Raw genomic sequence first — 23,826 nt, 5'->3', positions numbered from 1 at the left:
GGCCTTCTTCTCAGCCAGCGATGATGTAACTCTCGAGCCCACTCTCGGGAGAAACCAGCTTCGCAGTATGGGCAGCAATAAGCTCTACCTGACGCGCAACAGGCTGGTCAAAGTCGAAATAGCTCGCCCCCTGACAACGCCAGTAGCCCAATCCCATATCCAACAGCAGATAAGCTTCCGAGCCGTCCTCGAAGGTCACCACCAGTTCCCGACCGTGGCCGGTCGCCGACTTGTCGCCAGAGTTCAGATCTATGCTTCCCTGCCAAGAGGGGCCAACATAGCCCTCCTCAAGCAACATGGTAATAGCCGCCTGGCGATCCGCCTCACTCTGCCAACTGTTGTAAAGGGCATCATGTTGAGGGGTATTGAAATCAAGCTTCTTCACGTTGATCTGTAATGCCGCCTGATCGGCTATGCCCTGTTCCACCAGCTCCGTTAATAGCTCTCCAAGCAATCGCGCTGTAAATGGGCTGTGTAGATAGCGATCACTGTACTGAACACGCACGATCTGCCTCTTTTTGGTAAACGCCTTTTTCCACACCGAGCTATGCCGGGTAATTAAGGTCCAGAAGCGGCTACCGAATCCAGCCAGAGGGCCATCCAACTGATCCGCCAGATTGATGCGCACCGCTCCAGCCGGTATGGCCGGTAACAGTTCATCAGCAGTCATCCGAGTACCTTCATGTCCTGCAGGAATACTCTTGCTTGTTGTCACCACTGGCGTCAGAGCACTGAAGCCCCACTGCTTACCCGGTTCACACACCACATCCTTGCTGGCAGCCCACTGCATGGTTTGCTCACCCACCAGTTGGGCGAGCCAGTAGCCTTGCTGCGATGTGCGCGGCGCTGCCGACAGAGATTGAATAACAATCCGCGCACCCGGCATCGCGGCCAATGCGGCCAGCTGATGCCGAATTCGATCGGGTAATTTACTGCTTGGCACGGTCAGCATGATTTCGACCATTCCACCGACCGAGACAAAGTGCATCAGGTCATTTAGCAACGGCCAACTAGCGAAATCCCAGACTTCAGGATCGCCACCCAATACCAGAGAACAGGAATGGAACACCCCAGATGAGAGACGCTGAGACAGACGCGACATCAGCGGAAAGGTCTCAACACGGCTCTGCGGCCCAAAATGATGGAATTCCGGAGCCAATTTCAGGCGCTGAATACGACCTGGCGTCATTAATGGCAGAGCACTCAATCTATCAAGCTTGCTGACATAGTGCTGGCTGTCATACCCCAGTAAGCAGTGGTGGCAGCACTTGTCGCACTCGCAGTCGAGCAACTTGGCGGCATAATCAAAGACATCCCCCCAGAGGTCAATCAGCTGGACGGCATAGCCTGCACCACCCGCGTTGTTGTCATAAATAAAGATCGAGTAGCCAGTAGCATTATTTGCATCCGTTGTCTGCTGAGTGGTCACACCAAGCTCAGTGTTCTCGATCCCCAGAACATGGGCCAAGCCTTCGCGCAGCGCAACAGCCAGCGAGCGGGCTGCGACCTCGCTGCGGATGAGTAGGCCGTTCTCATCATTCAGTTGCAGCTCGACCATATCGGTACGATTGCTATAACCAAGCCACAGGTCTTTATGAACATGTCCATAACAGAGCTTGTTGGTGTGATTGTTACTGCCACCTCGCAACAATAGATGGGTATTCTCTAGCGCCGGATTGCTAAGACTCTCTGGTGTACGCCCAGCTTCAGTCTGAGAGTCAGTGCGGCCACAAGAGAGACAAATGGCATATCCAGCACCATGCTCTCCATGTAAGTATTCACCGGAACAGTATTGACACAGGAAAAATGAGACGATCGTCTCTTGATCCCACTTTCCTGCTTGCTTGATCCTGCTCCTTAGATACGCTCCCCCCATGAGCAAAAACACCATGCATTCCGCGGGAATGCCCACCACTCTGGAGCAGGCCAACGAGCTGATTTATAAGCTCCTCGACCGCATCGCCGAGCTGGAGGACCGCCTCAATCAGCACAGCGGCAACTCCTCCAAGCCGCCTTCCAGCGACGGCCCCGGTGCACCGCCGCCGGCCCGCAAGCGTCCGGCGTCCGGCAAGCAACGGGGGGCGCAGCCCGGTCACAAGGGACATCGCCGCGAGCGGCATCCGCTTGATGCCCGCCTGACCCTGGTCCCGCATTACCCTGCCGCCGATTGCGCTTGCTGTGGCGGGGACATGGTGGCCCATGCCAAACCCTATCAGGTTCATCAGGTGTTCGAGCTGCCCGAGGTGAGCTATCTCGTCACCGAACACCAACTGTATCGTGCGACCTGCTCACGGTGTATCGGCACGACCCAGGCCGCACTGCCAGACAACGTCAGCAGCAGCCAGATGGGGGCCAATCTGCTCAGCTACATCGCGCTGCAAAGCGGCCAGTTTCACCAGAGCGTCAGCCAGATACAGCAGCAGCTCAAACAGCATTTCGGCCTGAGTTTTAGCCGGGGCGCCATCAGTGAGGCGCAGGGGCGGGTGAGTGCCATGCTCACCCCGACCTACCAGGCCATCAAGCAGCAGGTGCAGACGGCCACCCACGTTCATGCCGATGAGACCCGGCATCAGCGGGGTGGAGAGCGCCGCTGGATGTGGCTGGCGCTGAGCAAGATAGCCGTCTGCTTCATGACGGCCTATGGCCGTGGTCAGGAGGCGGCCAAGCGGCTGCTGGGCGCCGAGTTTGACGGGGTGCTGGTGACCGACCAGTACGCCGGCTACCGGTTTATCGACGCCGACCAGCGGCAACTGTGCTGGGCCCACGTGGCCCGCAATCTCGCGGCCATCGCCGAGAGTAGCGAGCAGTGCAACCAGCCCATCGGTGCCCGGTTGGTCTTGCTGGCGGATGCGGTGTTTCGTACCCGGCACCGTTGGGAAAGCGGTGCGTTGAGCAAGCAGAAATACCTGCGCAGGCTCGCGCGTTACCGGCAAAGCTGGCGAAGCCAGTTGGAGCGCGGCGCCCTGTTGTGCAGCAAACGCTACCGTGGACGATGCCAGTTGCTGCTGCGGGATGACGAGATGCTGTGGCGGTTTATGACTGACGACGAAATAGCGCTGACCAACAACGAGGCGGAGCGGGCGCTGCGTGGCTATGTGCTCTGGCGCAAGGGTAGCTACGGCGTGTGGTCTCACCGGGGCGAGCTGTTTCGCCAGCGCATCCTGTCGTTGGTGGAGACCGGCAAGCGATTGGGCCGCTGCCCACAGGAGTGGTTGAGGGCCGTGGTCAGGGCGTGCATCGAGAAGACAGATTATCCCATCCCGGCAGAACTGATGCCGTCAACCCCGTCCTGGTGAATAGATACCGTCTATCTATCATGGACGTCTTAATCAGTTGGTTCAAAAATGGCAGCATGACCTGTTGTGCCAGCATTGGGTTGCCCATTTTCTCGGCCAATGCGTCCATCGCCTGGTCAAAGGCAGTACACCAAACTGGCTCGGGGATCCAGCCCCATGAGAATGGCAACTCATCCTGATAGGTGTAGACAGATTCAAAGTCACTTGCAAAGGATGCAGCGATCAGCAACTGTACCAACACGACCGGGTAATTACGCAGCTCACGGAATAAACCTATTAGCAAAAGTGGCAAATCATGATTGGCTTTATATGCTTTCATCAGTTGAGCTAACTCATAAAAATCAGCGTGGAACGGGTTAGACTCGATACTAGATAACACGCCATGGATTACACGGTGATACTCTTTTGTCCCCATAGAACATAATGCGTTCAACAATGGGCTTGCCTCTTCATATTGTATAGAAGAACCGAGCAGTATGGGCTGAATACGAATAGCATCATCCAAGATACCAAATACCAACCACGGTGCATCGGAATCATGCAAAGAGTCAAGATTATATCCCAATACATCTTGACTCAATGAAATTGGGACGTTGCTTATGTTTTTAAGTGAAACTGCTTTAACGATCACCTCATTGCGACGCGTTAATGGGAATGTAATAGCACCCTCGAGATCAATTTGAAGATGATCATTTTTATTGATAAAACAGCCATCATAGCGTTGAATTTTTATTGTCGATGGATCACGACCATGATTATCAGAGTACATCTCAACTTGAATATAATCGTCGATAGAACAAGAACTGGCTAGAATAGATCTCAGCAAGCCCATACGTTCATACAGAGAAAGCTGTTTGTGCGATGAAACACTTCCACCTACCAGTGGAACATCAACGTATAGCATTTGATGTTTAGTAGATAGAGGACTAGAAGATCTTAACACCAGATTAATAAATGCGTTTCCATTACTATCAATTGCCGACTGATCGGCCACAACACCATGCATTGCATTGACAGATGCCAATCCTTGAAAATAAACATCACCAGTGGCATTAACAAACCGCCCTCCAGCTACTGGCAATGGCAACAACAATTTCAAGTAGCAACCATCAGTCCAATGAACTCTAAGGTCAACATTGCCGTTATTTGATAAATTGGTGTCGCATTGCACTTCAATAGAATTTAACAACAAATCTGACTTTACAGTTTCATTTGAGTTATTCTGATAACGTTCAACTTTAGCTTGTTGAACACCAGTCAGAATAATACTGCCTTGCTGAGCGTTTAGAGGAACAAATTGAATATCAAAATCCGCAGGCAAAATGACCACTCGCCCACTAAAACACACCTGTTCTCCCACAACATGCCGAACCTCTACTTGTCCCTTGGGCATAGCATTTTTCATGCTATTCCAAGAGGTGCTACCTAACTTAATTGGACGCCAAATAATTTCCTGCTCAGGAACCAGACCGATGCCTAACTCATTCTTCCATGCAATTTTAGGATAAGAACGATGGATAGGATAATTTGATTTAATATTAAGAACTTCCGTAGGCTTAATATAATATTCGGTAACTGCATCAACTTCCTGTCCCGAGCTAATATTACATACAGCACCATCCTGCAGTACAATGTTAAATGAGCCTCTTATTTTTGTCAGGTATCGGCCGCTATTATTTATCTGTTGTGGCACGTCAAAATCACCATCACCAGAAAGGTCAAGATGGCTATTTTCTGGCAATGAAACAAACAAAGTACTTTTGGTAGAGTTGACAGACCCACACCCAATCAAGCGCAGTGAAGTATTACTATCATTGATTGACTCAAATACCCATGGCATATCTTCGTTCAAGGCCACACCACCTTTCGGTGTACCCTGCCCTAACAAACACGGCCCCTCATGAAGGGTCACTATGATGTTTTGTAGTGCTGCTGAACCGGTTAATGGTTTTCCCGCTGCTGGCAATGTCTCAACTCGCCAGAGTTGATCTTCTGTTTTTGTTAGCAGTGCTAAACGTGCACATCCACTCTGCCACTGTGCAGATAGTATTAATCGTGATTGATTGGAATTTATTTTACACTCAAACAGATCAGTAATCTGCTCTGTACGTAACGTTCTAGGAATGCGAAATTTTGCATCACAATACCAGCTGCCGTCACTTGCTACCCAATGACGTTCCACTCTAAACAACTGGGTGCCCGCGACACCACTTTCATCGACAGATAGAATTTTCTTGACAATATCTAAGGCACTTTCTTCTGGTAGAACCAATGGTAGCTTTTTATACCATTCAGGAATATTTTTACGTAGTAAATTCAATGATGTCATACCAGATCCGCCTTGCTGACTTAACAAGGTGTGTAAGGTATGACAAAACTCTCCAGCCACTTCATATACTAGATCATTCTGCATGGTTGCAGGAATGTTACAACCTAGAACCTTGGCAATATCAAGTGCTGGCCGATTACCATGCTGACCTTTTATTTCAGAATATATACCGCGGAAGTAGTTTATTAAATATCCACTTTCGTTCTCAATCATTCTTATCGGCAAACCACCTTCGCATGCAAGTGTATGTAAGTAACCTAAAGCGTGCCCAATACTTCTAATATCTCGCTTCCAGAATCGGATACCATCAGTGGTCTTTTTGTACAAAAGTGGTGTGGGTACCTGCCCCCAACTGATTGAATCAACGATCCCATCCCATTTAGGATGGCCTTCAACATGATTACGGCGGATGTACTCTGATGCATAAAGAACGAACAAAACATCAGTGTAATTCATGAATATGAATTTTGTTGTTTTCCTCGGCGCATGTGTACGCAAAAGAATACCAAGTTGAGAAAATTCAGTATCACTACACCGATATGCATAGATGGCTCGCCCATCAGGTGCTGATAAACCCCGTTCAGAAATAAAATCATTCAAAAAACTAAACAATGGATTTATCAACATTCACACACCCCAAGAACATAAAATTAACATAAACCAGCCCCAGAGTGACTTACTTCACATTGAGATAGCAATGTCACTTCAAATCGGCGTTGTTGATCAATTCATCCACCAAGCAGCAGTTCCCCAGCGGCTTTTCCTGGATTAGTTCAGTGCCTGTCGAACAGGCATTCCTAGGGAAGGTGCGAATAAGCGGGGAAATTCTTCTCGGCTGACTCAGTCATTTCATTTCTTCATGTTTGAGCCGATTTTTTCTCCCGTAAATGCCTTGAATCAGCCTATTTAGACCGTTTCTTCGCCATTTAAGGCGTTATCCCCAGTTTTTAGTGAGATCTCTCCCACTGACGTATCATTTGGTCCGCCCGAAACAGGTTGGCCAGCGTGAATAACATCGCCAGTTGGTTATCGTTTTTCAGCAACCCCTTGTATCTGGCTTTCACGAAGCCGAACTGTCGCTTGATGATGCGAAATGGGTGCTCCACCTTGGCCCGGATGCTGGCTTTCATGTATTCGATGTTGATGGCCGTTTTGTTCTTGCGTGGATGCTGTTTCAAGGTTCTTACCTTGCCGGGGCGCTCGGCGATCAGCCAGTCCACATCCACCTCGGCCAGCTCCTCGCGCTGTGGCGCCCCTTGGTAGCCGGCATCGGCTGAGACAAATTGCTCCTCTCCATGCAGCAGATTACCCAGCTGATTGAGGTCATGCTCGTTGGCCGCGGTGGTGACTAGGCTGTGGGTCAGGCCACTCTTGGCATCGACACCAATGTGGGCCTTCATGCCAAAGTGCCACTGATTGCCTTTCTTGGTCTGATGCATCTGCGGATCGCGTTGCTGCTCTTTGTTCTTGGTCGAGCTGGGTGCCTCAATGATGGTGGCATCGACCAAGGTGCCTTGAGTCATCATGACGCCTGCTTCGGCCAGCCAGCGATTGATGGTCTTGAACAATTGGCGGGCCAGTTGATGCTGCTCCAGCAGGTGGCGGAAATTCATGATGGTGGTGCGGTCCGGCAAGGCGCTATCCAGGGATAACCGGGCAAACAGACGCATGGAGGCGATTTCGTACAGAGTATCTTCCATCGCGCCATCGCTCAGGTTGTACCAATGCTGCATGCAGTGAATGCGTAGCATGGTTTCCAGCGGATAAGGTCGCCGGCCACTACCAGCCTTGGGGTAAAACGGCTCGATGACTTCCACCATGTTTTGCCATGGCAGAATCTGCTCCATGCGGGACAAGAAAATCTCTTTTCTGGTCTGACGGCGCTTACTGCTGAATTCACTGTCGGCGAAGGTAAGTTGATGACTCATGATGAACCCTGTTCCATGGCTCCAGATGACAAACATGATCTCATATCAGGGACTTGTTCGCACCTTCCCTAGCTAGGGCTCGTAGTTCGGCGCAAGGCTGAAGTCGCTTGGCTGCTTCGCTGTGCAGATCCATGACCCACTTTCCATCAAACTCCCGGTTGTAGTTCCACAAGCATCTCGCGAGTCTTGCCGGCCCGCTCCACTAACAAGACCACAACATCTCCAACGTTCTTGTCGTCTAGCCGGGCCTGTAATGTAGTGACGTCGTCGACGGCGATACCGTCGATGCTGATAACGCGATCGCCGGGCACGATGCCGCCTGCGGTGACCTCGACGCCGACGAGCCCGGCCCTGTGCGCCGCCGAGCCCGGCGTCACGCGCAATACGAATACGCCCTTACTGCCGGTCAGCGCCTGCAGACGCGCGTTGAGCTGCTCATCCACCTCGATGCCCAGCGCCGGACGGATGTACTTGCCGGTCTTTATGAGTTGCGGCACCACGCGCATGACGGTATCGACCGGCACCGCAAAGCCGATGCCGGCCGAGGCGCCAGACGGACTGTAGATGGCGGTATTGATGCCGATCAGCCGCCCAGCCGAATCGAGCAGCGGGCCACCGGAATTGCCGGGGTTGATAGCGGCGTCGGTCTGGATCAGGTGGTCAATGGCCGGGCCACTGGCGTCGCCGGAAAGGGTGCGGTCAAGCGCCGAGACGATGCCGGTGGTGAGTGTCCAATCCAGGCCGAAGGGGTTGCCGATGGCGAACACCTTTTGTCCCACCTTGAGGTCTGCGCTGGTGCCGACCGGAACGGCGGGCGGGCGCTGGAAACCGACGCCGATCTTGAGCACGGCGATGTCGTGCGCTGGGCTCGCCCCCACCAGCGCGGCCTGGTAGTCGCGGCCATCGGCGAGTTTGACCGTGGCTTCGGACGCGCCCTGGATAACGTGGAAGTTGGTGACGACGTGGCCGGCGTCGTCCCAGATGAAGCCCGAGCCGGTGCCACGCGGCACGGAGAAGACATTGCGCGTCCAGACGTCGCGCACCAGCTGCGCGGTGGTGATGTAGACCACCGAGGCGCGTGATTTTTCGAACAGTTCGATGGTGGCCTGTTCGTCAGCGGCCAGATCGCCACGCGGCGTGACGGTGCGCTCAGCGGCTTGGCGCGGGCTGAACCAGGCTTCGATGGCGGGCAGGAACTGCCAGAACAGCATGAGTGCTGCAACGCACGCAGTGATGACGAGCCAGCGCCGGATGAAGGGATCCGGTGCGGGGCGTGGGTACGGGTCAGGGTAGGCCATGAGAAGTCTCCTGTTGATAGGCAATCAGCGCCATAGCCCGCTCGGGCGCCAGCGCGGCGGGCGCGGCGTCACAGCGGATTCCGGCAAGAAATGGGGCGCGTGAAACGGCAAGGCTGTTACGGGTCCAGGCGCCAACGTCAGCAGGCGTGAGATACGATCTTGCGTTGCCGGATGGGTGCGCAACCAGGAAGGCTCGGGATTGCCCCATCCCGGCCGCAGCCAGGCACGCCAGGAGCGGCTGACCCGCTCGATTTTCGCCAGCGCGGACGCCAGCCCGTGCGGGTCGCCCGTCAGTTCCGCCGCGAGGCGGTCAGCATCGAACTCACGCACGCGAGACAGGCCGAGCTGTGCGAGTAGGGCCAGCTGGGGCGAGGCGATCAGCAGAAGCAGTCCAGGCCAATTGACCGCCACCGCGCCGGCCAGCAGTGCGGGCAAGCTGAACACAATAGCGATCTGTCCGACCATCGCTAGCAGGCTCGTGAGGCGACTGACGGAATCCGCCAGCCCCATGACACGCAGATCCTCATTAGCGATGTGCGCGACCTCGTGCGCGAGCACACCCGCCAGTTCGCGCGAACTCAGGTTGCGCAGCAGGCCATCGGTGAGGGCGATCGATGCATGCTGCTTGGAGCCGGTGGCGAAGGCGTTGACGACGGCACTGGGCACGTAGTGCGGCACCGGCGTGGCGGGCAAACCGGCACGGGCGGACAGCTCGCGCAACAGAGCCCAAATTTCCGGGGCTTCGTGCGGGTGCAGTGCCCGCGCGCGATACAGGCGCAGGGTCAGCGCCGACGCGGCTGCCGGCTCCAGCAGCAGCGTGCCTGCAACGGCAAACAGCGCGAGCCACAGGCCGCTTTCCCCGAACAGCAGGCTTCCTGCGGCGGCTGCGATCCCGACCAGGGCCAGGACCAACAGCCCGGTCTGCAGGCGGTTGAGCCAGCGGTGTTGCAACAACGCCGCGCGCGGGTCACTGGGATGATGACGGGTCATGCTCAGATGTCTCGGCGGCGCGGTCGTCGCGATCGCGCAGCAGCCAGTAAGTGGTACCAAGCGCCAGTGTGGCGCCTGCCAGCGCGGCGATTTTGGCGGGACTCGTGTCGGGGTCGAGGACCACGAACTTGCGTGCCAGCGCGATCAGGCCGATGAGGATCACGGTCTTGACCTGGATGATGCTGTCCCGACGCAGCGCCACGCGCACGATGGAATGCTTGAACTCCATCGCGATCAAGAGCGTCATGATCATGCCGAACACACTCTGGAATACCTTGTGATCCAGGGGATTGAAGGCATCGAGGACCAGCAGCGTGAAGACGATGGCGATGAGCTGGAACAGCGACACCACGATGATGACGGCAATTATCGCCGACAGAACGAGGGCGACGACCTGCTCGAAGCGCTCGTAAACCGTCATCAACCGCCACTGGGAGCGCATCTCGTCAAGGGTCGTGTGGCCAGATTCTTTATGCATAAGCGTTGCTCTCTCTTTCAATGAAACGTTAATGGAACGGGGAGTCCGAGAAGACGACTCGATTACACCTGGATTGCCGGGGCAATTGCGAAGCCACCCAGCGCATAACGTCCTGCACGTCCGTGGCGCCGCCGATGGGTGGATCAGCCTCTTGCACGTCAAACCTTTGTTCCATGCATGGCATCAATTCGGCTTCTGGTCTGGCGGCAGCAATCCCAGCAGATCCGCCTGCAAACGTTGCAACTTGTCGATGCCAGCCCTCAATGCCTCGACACGGTCGGCATTTTTCATTTCACTCAGGGTGTGCGCTAACTGCTGGATGCTCTGATGCAGGACATCGACCTGATCATCAGGATCCTTGCCGAAGAACGTAGGGCGGCCACTTTGATCCCGCCAGTATTGGAGTGTTTCGGATTGAGGGGGCACTTGGGCCTTGCCTGACAGATAGTCGATCATCTGGGAAATCCAGACCCGGTGGTCGGCGTATGTGAACGGCACGGGCAGCGCGGAGCGACTGTCAGGTTTGAATCCCTTCCAGGATAAGGGTACCTGCCAGGTGTGTAGCCATTGCTCGAATTCATGCGCTGGCATCGGATGCCCGATGGCATAGCCCTGACCCCACTCGCATCCCATACGCAGCAGCATTTCACCATGCTGAATGGATTCGACTCCCTCCGCGATGCAGTTCCTGCCAAACGAGCTTGCCAGTGCCAGTAGCGCATCGAGGATGGCGATATCGTCCGGATCCTCGAGCATGCCGCGTATAAAACCTTGGTCGATCTTGAGCAGGTGCGCGGGCAGGCGCTTCAGATAGGTCAGCGATGAATAGCCGCTGCCGAAATCGTCGAGGGCAAAACGCAATCCCATCCTCTCGCACAGCGCCATCAACTGAGACACTTGAACGAAGTCCTCCACGGCGCGGGTTTCGAGGATTTCCAGTTCAAGGTCTTGCGGCTGGGCGCCGGGATGTCGTGACAACATACCCCGTAGATGCATGATGAAGTCCGGTTGCAGCAAGTGCCGCGCACCGATATTCACGCTGATCGGGACATGAAGGCCGGCCTTGCGCCAAACTTCGATCTGGGTCAGCGCAGCCTCGATGGTCCATTCCCCCACGTCAATCCCGAGCGGATGGTTCTCAATGATGGGTATGAAGGAGGCAGGAGATAACAAGCCACGCGTCGGATGTTGCCAGCGGATCAAGGCTTCGGCGCCCAGCACCTCACCGGTGCGCATGTTGACCTTAGGTTGGAAATAAAGCAGAAACTGCCCATTGGCAAGTGCATTCTTTATGCTGTCAAATCCTTCGTGACGGGTGCACAGAGTACAATCCTTCTCCGTATCGAAAACGTGATATCGATTCTTGCCGGCTTGCTTGGCACGATACATAGCCTGATCTGCCTGCCGCAGCAGTTGGTCGGCGTCGATATCTTCGCCTTGCGGGTAGTAGCTCACACCGATACTCGCGCTCACCTCGCACAGTGCGTCACCAATCGGTACGGGCTGTACAGCCACCTCGATCAGGCGATCGAGAATCGGTACGCTGACGGAAATATCCGGCAGGTCGACCAGAATAGCGACAAACTCATCACCACCAAGACGGGCCAAGGTATCGTCTTCGCGCAACACCTGCGCCATACGCCTGGACAGGACGGAAAGCAATTTGTCGCCGACTCCGTGGCCGTGCTGGTCGTTGACCTTCTTGAATTCATCCAGATCGATGAAGACAACCGCCAGGTGCATGCCACGCCGACGTGTCTGACGAATGGCCTGCTTAAGGCGGTCTCCAAGCAATAGTCGATTGGGCAAGCCGGTGAGCAGGTCGTAATGAGCAACGCGTTCAAGCTGTTGCTGGTTCTCCTTCAGCCCTGTGATGTCGGAAAACATGGCTGCGTAATGCTCGATATTGCCCCGCGTATCCGGGACTGCACTGATCGTCAGCAGCGCGGCAAACTGACTGCCGTTCTTGCGTCGGCACCAGAGCTCTCCGTGCCAATAGTCGTGCTCACGCAGAGCCTGCCAAACGGTCTGATAGAACTCATCGTCATAGCGATCGGACTCGAGCAGACGAGGTGTCTGACCCATTACTTCCTCCCGCGCATAACCAGTGATCACGGAAAACGCCCAATTGACGTTGACTATGTGGCCTTGAGCGTCGGTAACGAGGATGCCCTCTCCTGCGTGCTCAAAAACTTTAGCCGCAAGGCGAAGCTCTTCCGCGGATATTCTGCGTGAGGTGACATCATGGATATAGCCGTGCCAGAGGATGCTCCCATCAGGCATGGCTTCAGGCGACGCCTCGCCTTCGACCCAGATCACCCGACCGTCTGGAAACTGCACTCGGTACTCGTCATGCCAAAGCGCGAGTGACTGCCCCGACGCCCGTATGGTTTCATGCACACGGTCGCGGTCTTCAGGATGGAGCGCAGCGAACGCAGGCGTGGCATCTTCAACAACATCCTCCGGTGCAACCCCGTATATTTCCTGTATCCTCGCGCTGGCATAAGGGAAGTGCGAGCTGCCGTCCGGACGAAGACGGTATTGGTAAAGCATACCGGGAACGTGGCTGGCCAACTCTTCTCGCTGTCGGCGCATAGCGTTCAGCGCCTGCTCGACCCTCTTGAGATCGGTGATGTCCTCTACCGTCCCGTCTGCCGCTCTGGGTCGACCAGAGGCGTCGCCCTTGAATGTTGCCCGCAGGTGTATCCAGCGAACCTGCCCTCCGCTGACGATGCGACACCGCAGATCAAGGGACTTTCCGCACATGGCAGCATCCCATGCCCTATCGAAGAGGGGGCGGTCTTCAGGGTGAATGCACTGCAGGAATCGCTCGAAGGCTATTGGCGCACCAACATCCAGGCCGAGCACGCGGCAGGCTTCATCGGAGCAAGTGAGGAGTTGCGAGCCAAGATCGAGATGCCAACTGCCAGAATGGGCATTCTGGTTAATCTGGTCACAGTGTCGGGCTGAGGTTTGAGGCGTCTCGTTCAAAGGTGACGCTCCTTATGGGTGAAACAGAGGTTCCAAAGTTTCTGCAACTCGGAGCGCATTTCGTCAAAGATTGTGTGGTTAGGGTCTCTATGCATCGCGGCTACGCACTCTCTTCAAGGATCGAACAACTGATAAGCAGGGTGGTTCGCGCCGGGTCATTGCGGCAAGCGGGATGTCACCCAGCGCATAATGTCCTGCGCGCCCATGGCGCCCGCCTGACGTGCAACCTCATGTCCCCCTCGGAACAAAATCAGGGTTGGAATGCTGCGAATACCGAACTGGGCGGCCAGGTGAGGCTCGGCCTCGGTATTTACCTTGGCCAACCTCACCTTGGGTTCAAGCAGGGAGGCTGCCTGCTCGAACTGCGGCGCCATCATCTTGCACGGTCCGCACCACGGCGCCCAAAAGTCAACCAGCAGCGGCAGGTTACTGCGCTCCAGATGACGGGCGAAGGTCGCTGTGGTCAGATCAATGGGCTCTCCGGTGAACAGCGGGTGCTGGCACCGCCCGCAATTGGGCTTCTCTGCCAACTTGTTGGCTGGCACGCGATTGATGGATTGGCAGTGTGGGCAGACGATATGAATGCTGTCACTCATGAGGTGGCTCCTTGGGACACAGAGGAAGTAATGGCTCCGGCAGTTGGGCCGCTGTGACATGGGGATTCGAGCTGTAGCCCTTGCGTCAGTTGCCGGATGCTGTATTCATCCAGCGTTTCCCGTGCGAGCAGTTCGCGCGCGCACCGCTCCAGCACTTCTCGGTTAATTTCGAGAATTCGGTATGCACGATCAAACACACCCATCACGATGTCACGGATGGCTTGGTCGATGCGTGTCTGAGTCGATTCGGCTACCCGGCAGCCACCCTGTACCAGTTCAGGCGCATCAAGAAAACGCGGCCTCTGTGCCTCAAAAGCAACGTACCCCAAGCCCTCATCCATGCCGAAGCGCGTAATCATGTCGCGGGCGATGTCGGTGGCCCGCGCGAGATCGTCTGAAGCCCCTGTGGACAGCTCGCCAAACACGAGCTTCTCAGCCGCGCGCCCTCCCAGGAGCACGGCGATTTTGTGCTCCAGGTCGGCACGTGTCATCAGAAATCGGTCTTCGATGGGCCGCTGCAGGGTGTAGCCGAGTGCACCGATGCCACGCGGAACGATTGAAATCTTGTGTACCGGATCGGTGCCGGGCAGCGCCATCGCCACCAGCGCATGCCCCATCTCGTGATAGGCCACGGTTTCCCGCTCCTTCGGATTGAGCACACGGTTCTTCCTTTCCAGGCCGGCCACGATGCGCTCGATGGCGGCGGTGAAGTCTTGCAGTTCCACAGCCTGCGCCTTGCGCCGCGTCGCGTTCAGCGCTGCTTCGTTCACGAGATTGGCCAGATCAGCGCCGGAAAAGCCGGTGGTCAGCGCCGCCACCTGTTCCAGATCTACACCGTGGGCCAGGGTGATCTTCTTGACATGGACCTTCAGGATATCCAGGCGACCTTTCTTGTCGGGACGGTCCACCAGCACCTGACGGTCGAAGCGACCGGCGCGCAGCAGCGCCTGGTCGAGAATTTCGGGGCGGTTGGTGGCGGCGAGGATGATCAGCCCGACCGAGCTGTCGAAGCCGTCCATCTCCGTGAGCAGCTGGTTGAGGGTCTGCTCGCGCTCGTCGTGGCCGCCGATGGGGCCGCCGACGCCGCGCGCGCGGCCCAGCGCATCGAGCTCGTCGATGAAGATGATGGCCGGCGCCTGCCCGCGGGCCTGCTCGAACAGGTCGCGCACACGGGCCGCACCCACGCCGACGAACATCTCGACAAACTCTGATCCGGAGATGGAGAAGAAGGGCACCGCCGCCTCGCCGGCAACAGCCTTGGCCAGCAATGTCTTGCCGGTGCCCGGTGGGCCGACCAGCAACACGCCCTTGGGAATGCGCGCCCCGAGCCGTCCATACTCCTGCGGATTCTTGAGGAAATCGACGATCTCAACCAACTCCGCCTTGGCTTCATCGACGCCAGCGACATCGGCAAAGGTCACGCCAGTGTTCTTCTCCATGAATACCTTGGCACGGCTCTTGCCGATGCTCAGGAAGCCACCCATGCCCTGCTTCTCGGCGAAGCGGCGGAACAGGAAGAACCAGACGCCGAAGAAGGCCACCGCCGGCAGAATCCAGGACAGCACATCACGCAGCCAAGTGCTTTCCACCACCCGCGCATAGGGCACGTCGTACTTGGACAGCCGCTCGGCCAGGTCGGGTTCGACACGGGTGGCCACGATAGTGGTCTTGCCCCGGCTGTCCGGCGATTTCAGGCGCCCGGTGACCGTGCGGTCCGACACCAGCACTTCGGCGACGCGACCCTCGGCCAGCGCCTTCTCGAACTCGCTGTAGGGCACCGGCTCGACGGTTTTCGCCGTCTGCCAGTAGCTCTGCAAACTCAACAACAGCAGGAGGGCAACGATCCAGTAGCCGGTATTCCATTGATTCTTTTTTTCCATGGGCCGTGTTCCTCGAAAGTCGAGTCGCCATCAGGTGAACAGACGGGCTGCGCCGTCACGCAAACGGATGGCCAGCGAGCGGGAGGGCAGTGCCGCCGCTGATGAGCAGCCCCCACGGCGTGGCCGACCGCGGATCACGCTTGTAGACGACCGCGTGACCCGCGGCCACGACCGCCACCGCGATCGAGGCCAGGGAGGCTGCCCATGCCAGGCCGATGGGATCGGACACGGCAGCCTCTCCCAACATTAAGACGCGTCGCTCGCCGACTTCTTCTTGCGAGAGCCCTTACCCGCGTCGCCATGCGGCGCCTCGGCCGCCTTCGCGGCATCCGGCTGCTCTGGCTCGGCCGGAGTCTGCGGTGACTCATGGCGTTCGAACACCACCCGTTCGGCCTTGTCGTCCCAGCGGGCGCTGGCGTGATCGCCCTTGCCGATACCGCCACCCAGCATCTCGCGCGCTAGTGCCGTCTCCAGCTCGCTGCGGATCAACCGCTTGAGCTCACGCGCGCCGAACTCGGGCTTGTAGCCTTCCTCCGCGAAGTGGTCGATCAAGGTCTGATCGAAGGTCAGCGTCACGCCCTGGCTGGCGGCGTTGCGGGCCACACGATCGAGCTGCAGGCCGACGATATGGCGGATCTCCTCCTTGCCCAGCGCATGGAAGACGATGATCTCGTCGATGCGGTTGATGAACTCGGGGCGGAAGTGTCCGCGCAGCACGTCCATCACCTCGGACTTGGTCTTCTCGTATTCCTCGCCGGCGGCGCTACGGGCCTTCAGCCGACGCTGGATGATGTCCGAGCCCAAGTTCGAGGTGGCGATGATGATGGTATTGGTGAAATCCACCACCCGGCCCTTGCCGTCGGTGAGCCGCCCGTCGTCGAACACCTGCAGCAGGATGTTGTAGACGTCGGGGTGAGCCTTCTCGATCTCGTCCAGCAGCAACACGCTGTAGGGCTTGCGACGCACCTTCTCGGTGAGCTGGCCGCCCTCGTCATAGCCCACATAACCCGGAGGCGCGCCCACCAGGCGTGCCACGGTATGGCGTTCCCCGTACTCGGACATGTCGATGCGCAGCAGCGCACCTTCATCGCCATAGATGGACTCGGCCAGCGCCTTGGCGAGCTCGGTCTTGCCCACGCCGGTCGGCCCGAGGAACAGAAAAGTCGCCACCGGCTTGCCGCCTTCGCGCAGCCCCGCGCGCGACAACCGCACGGCATCGGCCACCGCGCGCACCGCTTCGTCCTGGCCCACCAGGCGCTCGTGCAGCCGCTGTTCCAGATGCAACAGCTTCTCGCGTTCTTCCACCGTCAGCTCGTTGACCGGAATGCCGGTCAGGCGCGAGACGATCTGCGCGACATGCTCGGCCTTGACTTCGGCGCTGCCCGAGGCGCGCTCGCGCTCCCAATCTTCGATGAGCTTCTTGAGTTCGGCCTCTTTTGCCTCGATGCGCTTGCCCAGCTCGGCGGCCTTGTCGTACTGCTTGCGCGAGGCCATGTAGTCCTGCTCACGCCGCAACTGGTGCAGTTCGGACTCCAGCTCTTGTACGGCCACTGGGCGAGCCGTGGCCGACAGCTTCACGCGTGCGGCCGCCTGGTCAAGCAGGTCGATGGCCTTGTCAGGCAAAAAGCGCGCGGTGATGTAGCGGTCCGACAACTCGGCGGCGGCGATGATCGCATCCTCGGTGATGCTGACCTTGTGGTGCGCCTCGAAGGTGTCGCGCAGGCCGCGCAGGATCATCATGGTCTGCGCTACCGTCGGCTCGGGCACCATCACCGGCTGGAAACGACGCTCCAGCGCGGCGTCCTTCTCGATGTACTTCTGATACTCGTTGAGCGTGGTGGCGCCGATCAGGTTCAGCTCGCCGCGCGCCATCATCGGCTTGAACACGTTGGCCACGTCCAGCCCGCCTTCGCCACCACCCTGGCCGGCACCGACGATGGTGTGCACTTCATCGATGAAGAGAATCATCTCGCCCTGGTGCTCGGTCACTTCCTTGAGCACCTTCTGCACGCGCTCCTCGAACTCGCCGCGATACTTGGCGCCGGCCACCATGGCGTTGATGTTGAGTTCCACCAGACGCTTGTCGCGCAGCGTCTCGGGCACTTCGCCGGCGACCATCCGCTGCGCCAGTCCTTCGACAATGGCGGTCTTGCCGACGCCGGGCTCACCGATCAACACCGGGTTGTTTTTCTTGCGCCGGGCCAGCACCTCGATGGTGGTCTCGATCTCCTGCGCACGGCCGATGACCGGATCGAGCTTGCCCTCGCGCGCCATCTTGGTGAGGTCGCGCGAATACTTGTCGAGTTCTGGCGTGTTGGTCGGCGTCTCGGCGCGGCCATCCTCGGCGCCTTTGCCGACCACCTTGCTGACCTGTTGGCGCAGCGCCTGCGGCGTCAGGCCGTAGCGGCGTAGCAGGTTGGCGGCCAGCCCTTCGCCTTCCTCGGTCAGACCGATCAGGAAATGCTCCGGACCGACATAGGAATGGCCGAGTTCATTGGAGGCCACGAAGGCGCGGCTGAGCGCATCCTTCACGCGCGGCGACACGCCGATCTCGCCCTCGAACGGCTTGTCCCCGCGCTTGGCCTCGGACTCGATCTGCCGCTTGAGGTCATCGACCTTGATTTTGAACTGACCCAGGATGGTCTTGACCACGTCGCTGTCGGCCAGCGCCAGCAGCAGATGTTCGGTATCCACCTCGGAGCGGCCAAATTCGGCAGCGTGTTTGGCGGCCTCTTGCAGCAGGGCTTCCGACTGTTCGCTGATGCGGCTGGCCAGCCCACTGCCGCGCCGGCGCGGTGCACCCGAACCTGCGGCGGCGGGTTCGCCAAACACGGCATCGACCACGTCATCGGTATCGGCGGCAAAGGGCGTCGCGTCGTCGCCGATGCGGAAGAAGTCACTGCCGAGGAAGTCCTCGAACAGGCCGCTGCGCGAGCCGAACAAGGCTTCCAGCGGCGAGACGGTGCGCTTTTGCTGGCGCACCAGTTGGCGGTAATGGTCGTCGCACAACAGCATGGTGCTGTGACGCCCGTTGAGATTGGCTTCCACCCGCACGGTGGCGGGTTGGCCGCAGACCTGGCATTGTTTTCTGGCCATGCTGATGCTCCTGAGAAGGTTGACAAGGTTGAGGCGACGAGGCATCGCGAGCCGCGACACCTCGTCTCGTACCGGGTTTTTCTTGTGACGAACGAGCCGGCGACGTCAGCTGTTGATCGGGATCGAACGTCCCTGCTTCGGCGCGCTGACCTCGCGCTTGTCGATCGTGACCGTGAGCACCCCGTTCTTGAACGATGCCTTGATCGAATCCTGATTGGCGTCGTCAGGCAGGTTCAAGGCGCGGTGAAAGCTGCCGTAGGTGCGCTCCACACGGTGGAAGCCACCTTCCTTCTTCTCCTGTTCCTGGCGCTTCTCGCCACGCACCACCAGCACGTCGTTGTCGAGGGTGATCTGGATGTCCTTTTCCTCGACACCGGGCACTTCCAGGGCAATCTTGTACTGCTTGTCGGTTTCCTGGATGTCCAGGGCCGGCTTCAGCATGCCCGACCAATCGGATGGCAGCCGCGGCATGGCCAGCGCCGGAAAACCGAAGCCCCGGAACGCGTCATCGAACAGCCGGTCGATCTCGCGATGCAGTTGCAGGATCGGGCTGACTGGCCCGCTCGCCGCTGGCAGGTCATTGCGCTGCACCGGCAGGGAAGAGGCGGTCTGCTGCTCTTGCTGCTCGTTCTTGAACCAGTTCCAGGGAGCCAACTTCTTGAAATCGATGTCCATGTCATACCTCCAGAAAAATTGAAAAACGAGTTACTCAAGCCCTTTGCCTGCTGCGACGGGCAGTGCGCCCAGGCGACACGGGCTGCTCGGATGACTTCTGCTGTTCACGCTTGCGCATCACCTCCTTCTTTGCTCCGGCTCGGGTCTGATCATTGATCCACTGATCGATTTCACTTTGACGAAACCGCCACGTCCCGCCCACCTTGAAAGCCGGAATTTCCCCGGGCGCGGCGAGCCGATAAAGCGTCAGCTTGCCGACTTTCAAGTACGCAGCCAATTCATCGAGCGTGAAAATCACCTGTAGGTGCGCTTTCATCTCACCCTCTCCAATCGCGTCGCTTTGCGGTTCCGGCCAAGGAAATCCTTGCAAGACTTTGCAAGATATTGCGCTTACCAGGACAAATTTCAAGAGTCAATGTACAGCGATCTCCCGCCCCATTGATGCAGGTCAACTGCTCAGGCAAGGCGCAGCGGGGCGGCCTGATCAGGCCATGGACAGCGCCTGGCTCGTCAGCCTGCGTGTGCCACAGGCGCCTCGATCAAACACCGATCCTCACGTTGTAGCCGAGTGCCCGCAGCCCCTTGCTCGTCTGCATGTTCCTTGGCGGAAACTCGTCTGGGCGCGCCCAGCCGACGCTTTCCCCGAGGCTGCTCAGGCCAACGTGCGGAATTGCCCAGTCGTCGCTGCGGATCGCGTTCCAGAGTCGGGCCGAAACACTTCCGTTGCCCCAGACAGCGTAGTTCAACAGTATCCGTCCGGCCAACACACCTTCCCGACACCGCCGCCGAAGGCCATGGCCCATCAAGCGGATTTTCCATGCCCCCTCAGCGCCGTACCTACAGCAAATCTTTCAAGGCCCAGGTCATTCAGGAGTGTTCTGAACCCGGTGCCTCCATCGCAAACATCGCCTTGGGCTACAGCCTCAATGCCAACCTCGTCCACAAATGGATTCGGCTGCATACCCAGAAAACCACGGCTATCCAGCCAGCGTTCATCCCGTTGCCTTCTCAAATGCTCGGCGCGGGATCGCATGCTCAAGTGCGCTGCTGCGATCATGAGTTTGATCCAGTCGGCCCGTAATAATGGGCACGATCCGTATGCCTATCTCAAGGATGTGCTGACACGGTTGCCGACGCAGCGGGCGAGTGAGATTGCAGAGCTGCTGCCGCATAGGTGGCATCCGGCATAGTCGCGCAAGACGGTTTGCCCGCACGCTTACGTTCAACAGCTCAAGCACCGTCCGCCCTTAGCGGGATCGTTGCCGCCAGAGCCACACGCCGAACTTTTCCACCTTGTCGTCGCCGGCCTGCGGTCAGTCAGGCAAGCCCAGGTGCTCGTTTTCCTGCTTGATCGCGTGGTCTCGGATCGCGTGCACCCGGGAAACGGCATCCACGAACTGCCACCATCTCTTAGCTTGGCGGGGTCAAGCCAGCCGGGATGCCCGGACGGTTACGCTGGTCCGCGCCCAGTTGCAGCACCAAGGTCGGCCGCAGTGATGAAGCGGGTCTTGATGCCGCACTGCGCCGCCCGATAGCGCAGTGCGATAGCGCAGTGCGATGGCCAGATGCGTCTTGCCGACTCCCAAGGGGCCTATATCGCCTTGGCACGGCTCCGGGCAGTTTCGGGGAGGCTGCACGCAGTGCGCGACAAGATGTATCGCAGCCGAACTGCGGTGTATTCTGCAATCAGCCTAGGGCCGCGCGTATCCGCTGCTTCCAGTCGAACACCCGGGCATGGTTGGCCCCAGGTGAGCTTTCTTTCGGGTGATGCACAGAGTGCAAAGGCTCACAGTACTTCGCCATGGTGCCTGGCCAACGCAACGAGCCTTTCACTGTCTCCCTCAAGATCCTGTCTATGCATTTTCCTGCCTCAACACCTGCTTTGAAGCCCATGATCCGCGTTGACATGGTCTTCCGGTTGTCTGAGGTATCTATTTCTAGGGAAGGTGCGAATAAGCGGGGAAATTCTTCTCGGCTGACTCAGTCATTTCACTTCTTCATGTTTGAGCCGTTTTTTCTCCCGTAAATGCCTTGAATCAGCCTATTTAGACCGTTTCTTCGCCATTTAAGGCGTTATTCCCAGTTTTTAGTGAGATCTCTCCCACTGACGTATCATTTGGTCCGCCCGAAACAGGTTGGCCAGCGTGAATAACATCGCCAGTTGGTTATCGTTTTTCAGCAACCCCTTGTATCTGGCTTTCACGAAGCCGAACTGTCGCTTGATGATGCGAAATGGGTGCTCCACCTTGGCCCGGATGCTGGCTTTCATGTATTCGATGTTGATGGCCGTTTTGTTCTTGCGTGGATGCTGTTTCAAGGTTCTTACCTTGCCGGGGCGCTCGGCGATCAGCCAGTCCACATCCACCTCGGCCAGCTCCTCACGCTGTGGCGCCCCTTGGTAGCCGGCATCGGCTGAGACAAATTGCTCCTCTCCATGCAGCAGATTACCCAGCTGATTGAGGTCATGCTCGTTGGCCGCGGTGGTGACTAGGCTGTGGGTCAGGCCACTCTTGGCATCGACACCAATGTGGGCCTTCATGCCAAAGTGCCACTGATTGCCTTTCTTGGTCTGATGCATCTCCGGATCGCGTTGCTGCTCTTTGTTCTTGGTCGAGCTGGGAGCCTCAATGATGGTGGCATCGACCAAGGTGCCTTGAGTCATCATGACGCCTGCTTCGGCCAGCCAGCGATTGATGGTCTTGAACAATTGGCGGGCCAGTTGATGCTGCTCCAGCAGGTGGCGGAAATTCATGATGGTGGTGCGGTCCGGCAAGGCGCTATCCAGGGATAATCGGGCAAACAGACGCATGGAGGCGATTTCGTACAGAGCATCTTCCATCGCGCCATCGCTCAGGTTGTACCAATGCTGCATGCAGTGAATGCGTAGCATGGTTTCCAGCGGATAAGGTCGCCGGCCATTACCAGCCTTGGGGTAAAACGGCTCGATGACTTCCACCATGTTTTGCCATGGCAGAATCTGCTCCATGCGGGACAAGAAAATCTCTTTTCTGGTCTGACGGCGCTTACTGCTGAATTCACTGTCGGCGAAGGTAAGTTGATGACTCATGATGAACCCTGTTCCATGGCTCCAGATGACAAACATGATCTCATATCAGGGACTTGTTCGCACCTTCCCTAGGGAAGGTGCGAATAAGCGGGGAAATTCTTCTCGGCTGACTCAGTCATTTCATTTCTTCATGTTTGAGCCGATTTTTTCTCCCGTAAATGCCTTGAATCAGCCTATTTAGACCGTTTCTTCGCCATTTAAGGCGCTATTCCCAGTTTTTAGTGAGATCTCTCCCACTGACGTATCATTTGGTCCGCCCGAAACAGGTTGGCCAGCGTGAATAACATCGCCAGTTGGTTATCGTTTTTCAGCAACCCCTTGTATCTGGCTTTCACGAAGCCGAACTGTCGCTTGATGATGCGAAATGGGTGCTCCACCTTGGCCCGGATGCTGGCTTTCATGTATTCGATGTTGATGGCCGTTTTGTTCTTTCGTGGATGCTGTTTCAAGGTTCTTACCTTGCCGGGGCGCTCGGCGATCAGCCAGTCCACATCCACCTCAGCCAGCTCCTCGCGCTGTGGCGCCCCTTGGTAGCCGGCATCGGCTGAGACAAATTGCTCCTCTCCATGCAGCAGATTACCCAGCTGATTGAGGTCATGCTCGTTGGCCGCGGTGGTGACTAGGCTGTGGGTCAGGCCACTCTTGGCATCGACACCAATGTGGGCCTTCATGCCAAAGTGCCACTGATTGCCTTTCTTGGTCTGATGCATCTGCGGATCGCGTTGCTGCTCTTTGTTCTTGGTCGAGCTGGGTGCCTCAATGATGGTGGCATCGACCAAGGTGCCTTGAGTCATCATGACGCCTGCTTCGGCCAGCCAGCGATTGATGGTCTTGAACAATTGGCGGGCCAGTTGATGCTGCTCCAGCAGGTGGCGGAAATTCATGATGGTGGTGCGGTCCGGCAAGGCGCTATCCAGGGATAACCGGGCAAACAGACGCATGGAGGCGATTTCGTACAGAGCATCTTCCATCGCGCCATCGCTCAGGTTGTACCAATGCTGCATGCAGTGAATGCGTAGCATGGTTTCCAGCGGATAAGGTCGCCGGCCATTACCAGCCTTGGGGTAAAACGGCTCGATGACTTCCACCATGTTTTGCCATGGCAGAATCTGCTCCATGCGGGACAAGAAAATCTCTTTTCTGGTCTGACGGCGCTTACTGCTGAATTCACTGTCGGCGAAGGTAAGTTGATGACTCATGAT

18 protein-coding genes and 2 pseudogenes are annotated in these 23,826 nt (G+C 57.4%); 3 read left to right on the top strand and 17 right to left on the bottom strand.

Annotated features, from left to right (window positions below):
• Positions 1-10: 10 nt before the first annotated feature.
• On the bottom strand, positions 11-1,558 hold the full coding sequence (locus H7R73_RS10610) for a DUF1998 domain-containing protein (protein WP_021140681.1): 1,548 nt from the start codon (positions 1,556-1,558) through the stop codon (positions 11-13).
• A 316-nt stretch (positions 1,559-1,874) separates the two neighbouring features.
• On the opposite strand from H7R73_RS10610, the gene H7R73_RS10605 reads away from it, so the two are divergent.
• Positions 1,875-3,296 (top strand): IS66-like element ISKpn15 family transposase, encoded by a 1,422-nt coding sequence (locus H7R73_RS10605; protein ID WP_043155065.1) that lies wholly within the window; start codon positions 1,875-1,877, stop codon positions 3,294-3,296.
• On the opposite strand, the gene H7R73_RS10600 is transcribed toward H7R73_RS10605, so the two are convergent.
• From H7R73_RS10600 to H7R73_RS10545, 12 genes are all read right to left on the bottom strand, one after another.
• The gene (locus H7R73_RS10600) at positions 3,226-6,252 is read right to left on the bottom strand and encodes an STY4851/ECs_5259 family protein (RefSeq protein WP_182951703.1); all 3,027 of its coding nucleotides are present in this window, start codon (positions 6,250-6,252) and stop codon (positions 3,226-3,228) included. The genes H7R73_RS10605 and H7R73_RS10600 overlap by 71 nt on opposite strands.
• 320 nt (positions 6,253-6,572) lie before the next feature.
• Entirely contained in the window at positions 6,573-7,553 is a 981-nt protein-coding gene (locus H7R73_RS10595; RefSeq protein WP_232092766.1) for an IS5-like element IS5 family transposase, read from the bottom strand.
• Between the two features lie 146 nt (positions 7,554-7,699).
• Positions 7,700-8,851, bottom strand: coding sequence for a S1C family serine protease (locus H7R73_RS10590; RefSeq protein WP_111896944.1), 1,152 nt, complete (start codon positions 8,849-8,851; stop codon positions 7,700-7,702).
• A gap of 24 nt (positions 8,852-8,875) precedes the next feature.
• Positions 8,876-9,841, bottom strand: a complete 966-nt coding sequence (locus H7R73_RS10585; RefSeq protein ID WP_031755014.1) for a zinc metalloprotease HtpX — start codon at positions 9,839-9,841, stop codon at positions 8,876-8,878.
• Positions 9,819-10,283 carry a phosphate-starvation-inducible PsiE family protein gene (locus H7R73_RS10580; RefSeq protein WP_425888261.1) on the bottom strand — a complete coding sequence of 155 codons (465 nt, stop codon included), beginning with the start codon at positions 10,281-10,283 and terminating at the stop codon, positions 9,819-9,821. The genes H7R73_RS10585 and H7R73_RS10580 overlap by 23 nt, the downstream gene beginning before the upstream one ends.
• A gap of 219 nt (positions 10,284-10,502) precedes the next feature.
• The gene (locus tag H7R73_RS10575; protein ID WP_182951701.1) at positions 10,503-13,310 is read right to left on the bottom strand and encodes a sensor domain-containing protein; all 2,808 of its coding nucleotides are present in this window, start codon (positions 13,308-13,310) and stop codon (positions 10,503-10,505) included.
• Between the two features lie 155 nt (positions 13,311-13,465).
• Positions 13,466-13,906, bottom strand: coding sequence for a thioredoxin TrxC (gene trxC, locus H7R73_RS10570; protein ID WP_139700425.1), 441 nt, complete (start codon positions 13,904-13,906; stop codon positions 13,466-13,468).
• Entirely contained in the window at positions 13,903-15,786 is a 1,884-nt protein-coding gene (ftsH, locus tag H7R73_RS10565) for an ATP-dependent zinc metalloprotease FtsH (RefSeq protein ID WP_139700435.1), read from the bottom strand. Before ftsH ends, trxC begins: the two co-directional genes overlap by 4 nt.
• 55 nt (positions 15,787-15,841) lie before the next feature.
• Positions 15,842-16,015: a hypothetical protein gene (locus tag H7R73_RS10560; RefSeq protein WP_312553988.1), complete on the bottom strand. Its 174-nt coding sequence runs from the start codon at positions 16,013-16,015 to the stop codon at positions 15,842-15,844.
• A gap of 17 nt (positions 16,016-16,032) precedes the next feature.
• Positions 16,033-18,882, bottom strand: coding sequence for a heat shock survival AAA family ATPase ClpK (clpK, locus tag H7R73_RS10555; RefSeq protein WP_065086370.1), 2,850 nt, complete (start codon positions 18,880-18,882; stop codon positions 16,033-16,035).
• Positions 18,883-18,987: 105 nt separating this feature from the next.
• Positions 18,988-19,557, bottom strand: coding sequence for a small heat shock protein sHSP20 (gene hsp20, locus H7R73_RS10550; protein ID WP_034126243.1), 570 nt, complete (start codon positions 19,555-19,557; stop codon positions 18,988-18,990).
• Between the two features lie 34 nt (positions 19,558-19,591).
• A complete protein-coding gene (locus H7R73_RS10545; protein ID WP_139700477.1) occupies positions 19,592-19,873 on the bottom strand; it encodes a helix-turn-helix domain-containing protein in 282 nt (93 codons plus the stop codon).
• A gap of 501 nt (positions 19,874-20,374) precedes the next feature.
• Between H7R73_RS10545 and H7R73_RS10535 the strand changes: the two genes are divergently transcribed.
• Positions 20,375-20,638, top strand: a complete 264-nt coding sequence (locus tag H7R73_RS10535) for a transposase (protein ID WP_001446199.1) — start codon at positions 20,375-20,377, stop codon at positions 20,636-20,638.
• Positions 20,595-20,747 (top strand): annotated as a pseudogene (locus H7R73_RS10530) (transposase domain-containing protein); the annotation flags it as partial. The gene H7R73_RS10535 and the pseudogene H7R73_RS10530, both read left to right, overlap by 44 nt.
• A 290-nt stretch (positions 20,748-21,037) precedes the next feature.
• On the opposite strand, the pseudogene H7R73_RS10525 reads toward H7R73_RS10530, so the two are convergent.
• The 4 genes and pseudogenes from H7R73_RS10525 to H7R73_RS10510 form a co-directional block, all read right to left on the bottom strand.
• Positions 21,038-21,152 (bottom strand): annotated as a pseudogene (locus tag H7R73_RS10525) (ATP-binding protein); the annotation flags it as partial.
• 91 nt (positions 21,153-21,243) lie between these two features.
• Complete coding sequence (locus tag H7R73_RS24485) at positions 21,244-21,492, bottom strand: Tn7-like element transposition protein TnsE (RefSeq protein ID WP_332107475.1); 249 nt, start codon at positions 21,490-21,492, stop codon at positions 21,244-21,246.
• A 151-nt stretch (positions 21,493-21,643) separates the two neighbouring features.
• Positions 21,644-22,624, bottom strand: coding sequence for an IS5-like element IS5 family transposase (locus H7R73_RS10515; RefSeq protein ID WP_000019402.1), 981 nt, complete (start codon positions 22,622-22,624; stop codon positions 21,644-21,646).
• A gap of 218 nt (positions 22,625-22,842) precedes the next feature.
• Complete coding sequence (locus H7R73_RS10510) at positions 22,843-23,823, bottom strand: IS5-like element IS5 family transposase (RefSeq protein WP_026141915.1); 981 nt, start codon at positions 23,821-23,823, stop codon at positions 22,843-22,845.
• Positions 23,824-23,826 lie beyond the last annotated feature (3 nt).

Source organism: Aeromonas sp. WP2-W18-CRE-05 (genome assembly GCF_014168615.1).
In the GTDB taxonomy this organism is placed as follows: Bacteria; Pseudomonadota; Gammaproteobacteria; order Enterobacterales; family Aeromonadaceae; genus Aeromonas; species Aeromonas caviae.
Note: the sequence above shows the minus strand (reverse complement) of the source record. Positions and strands in the feature narration are given on the sequence as shown.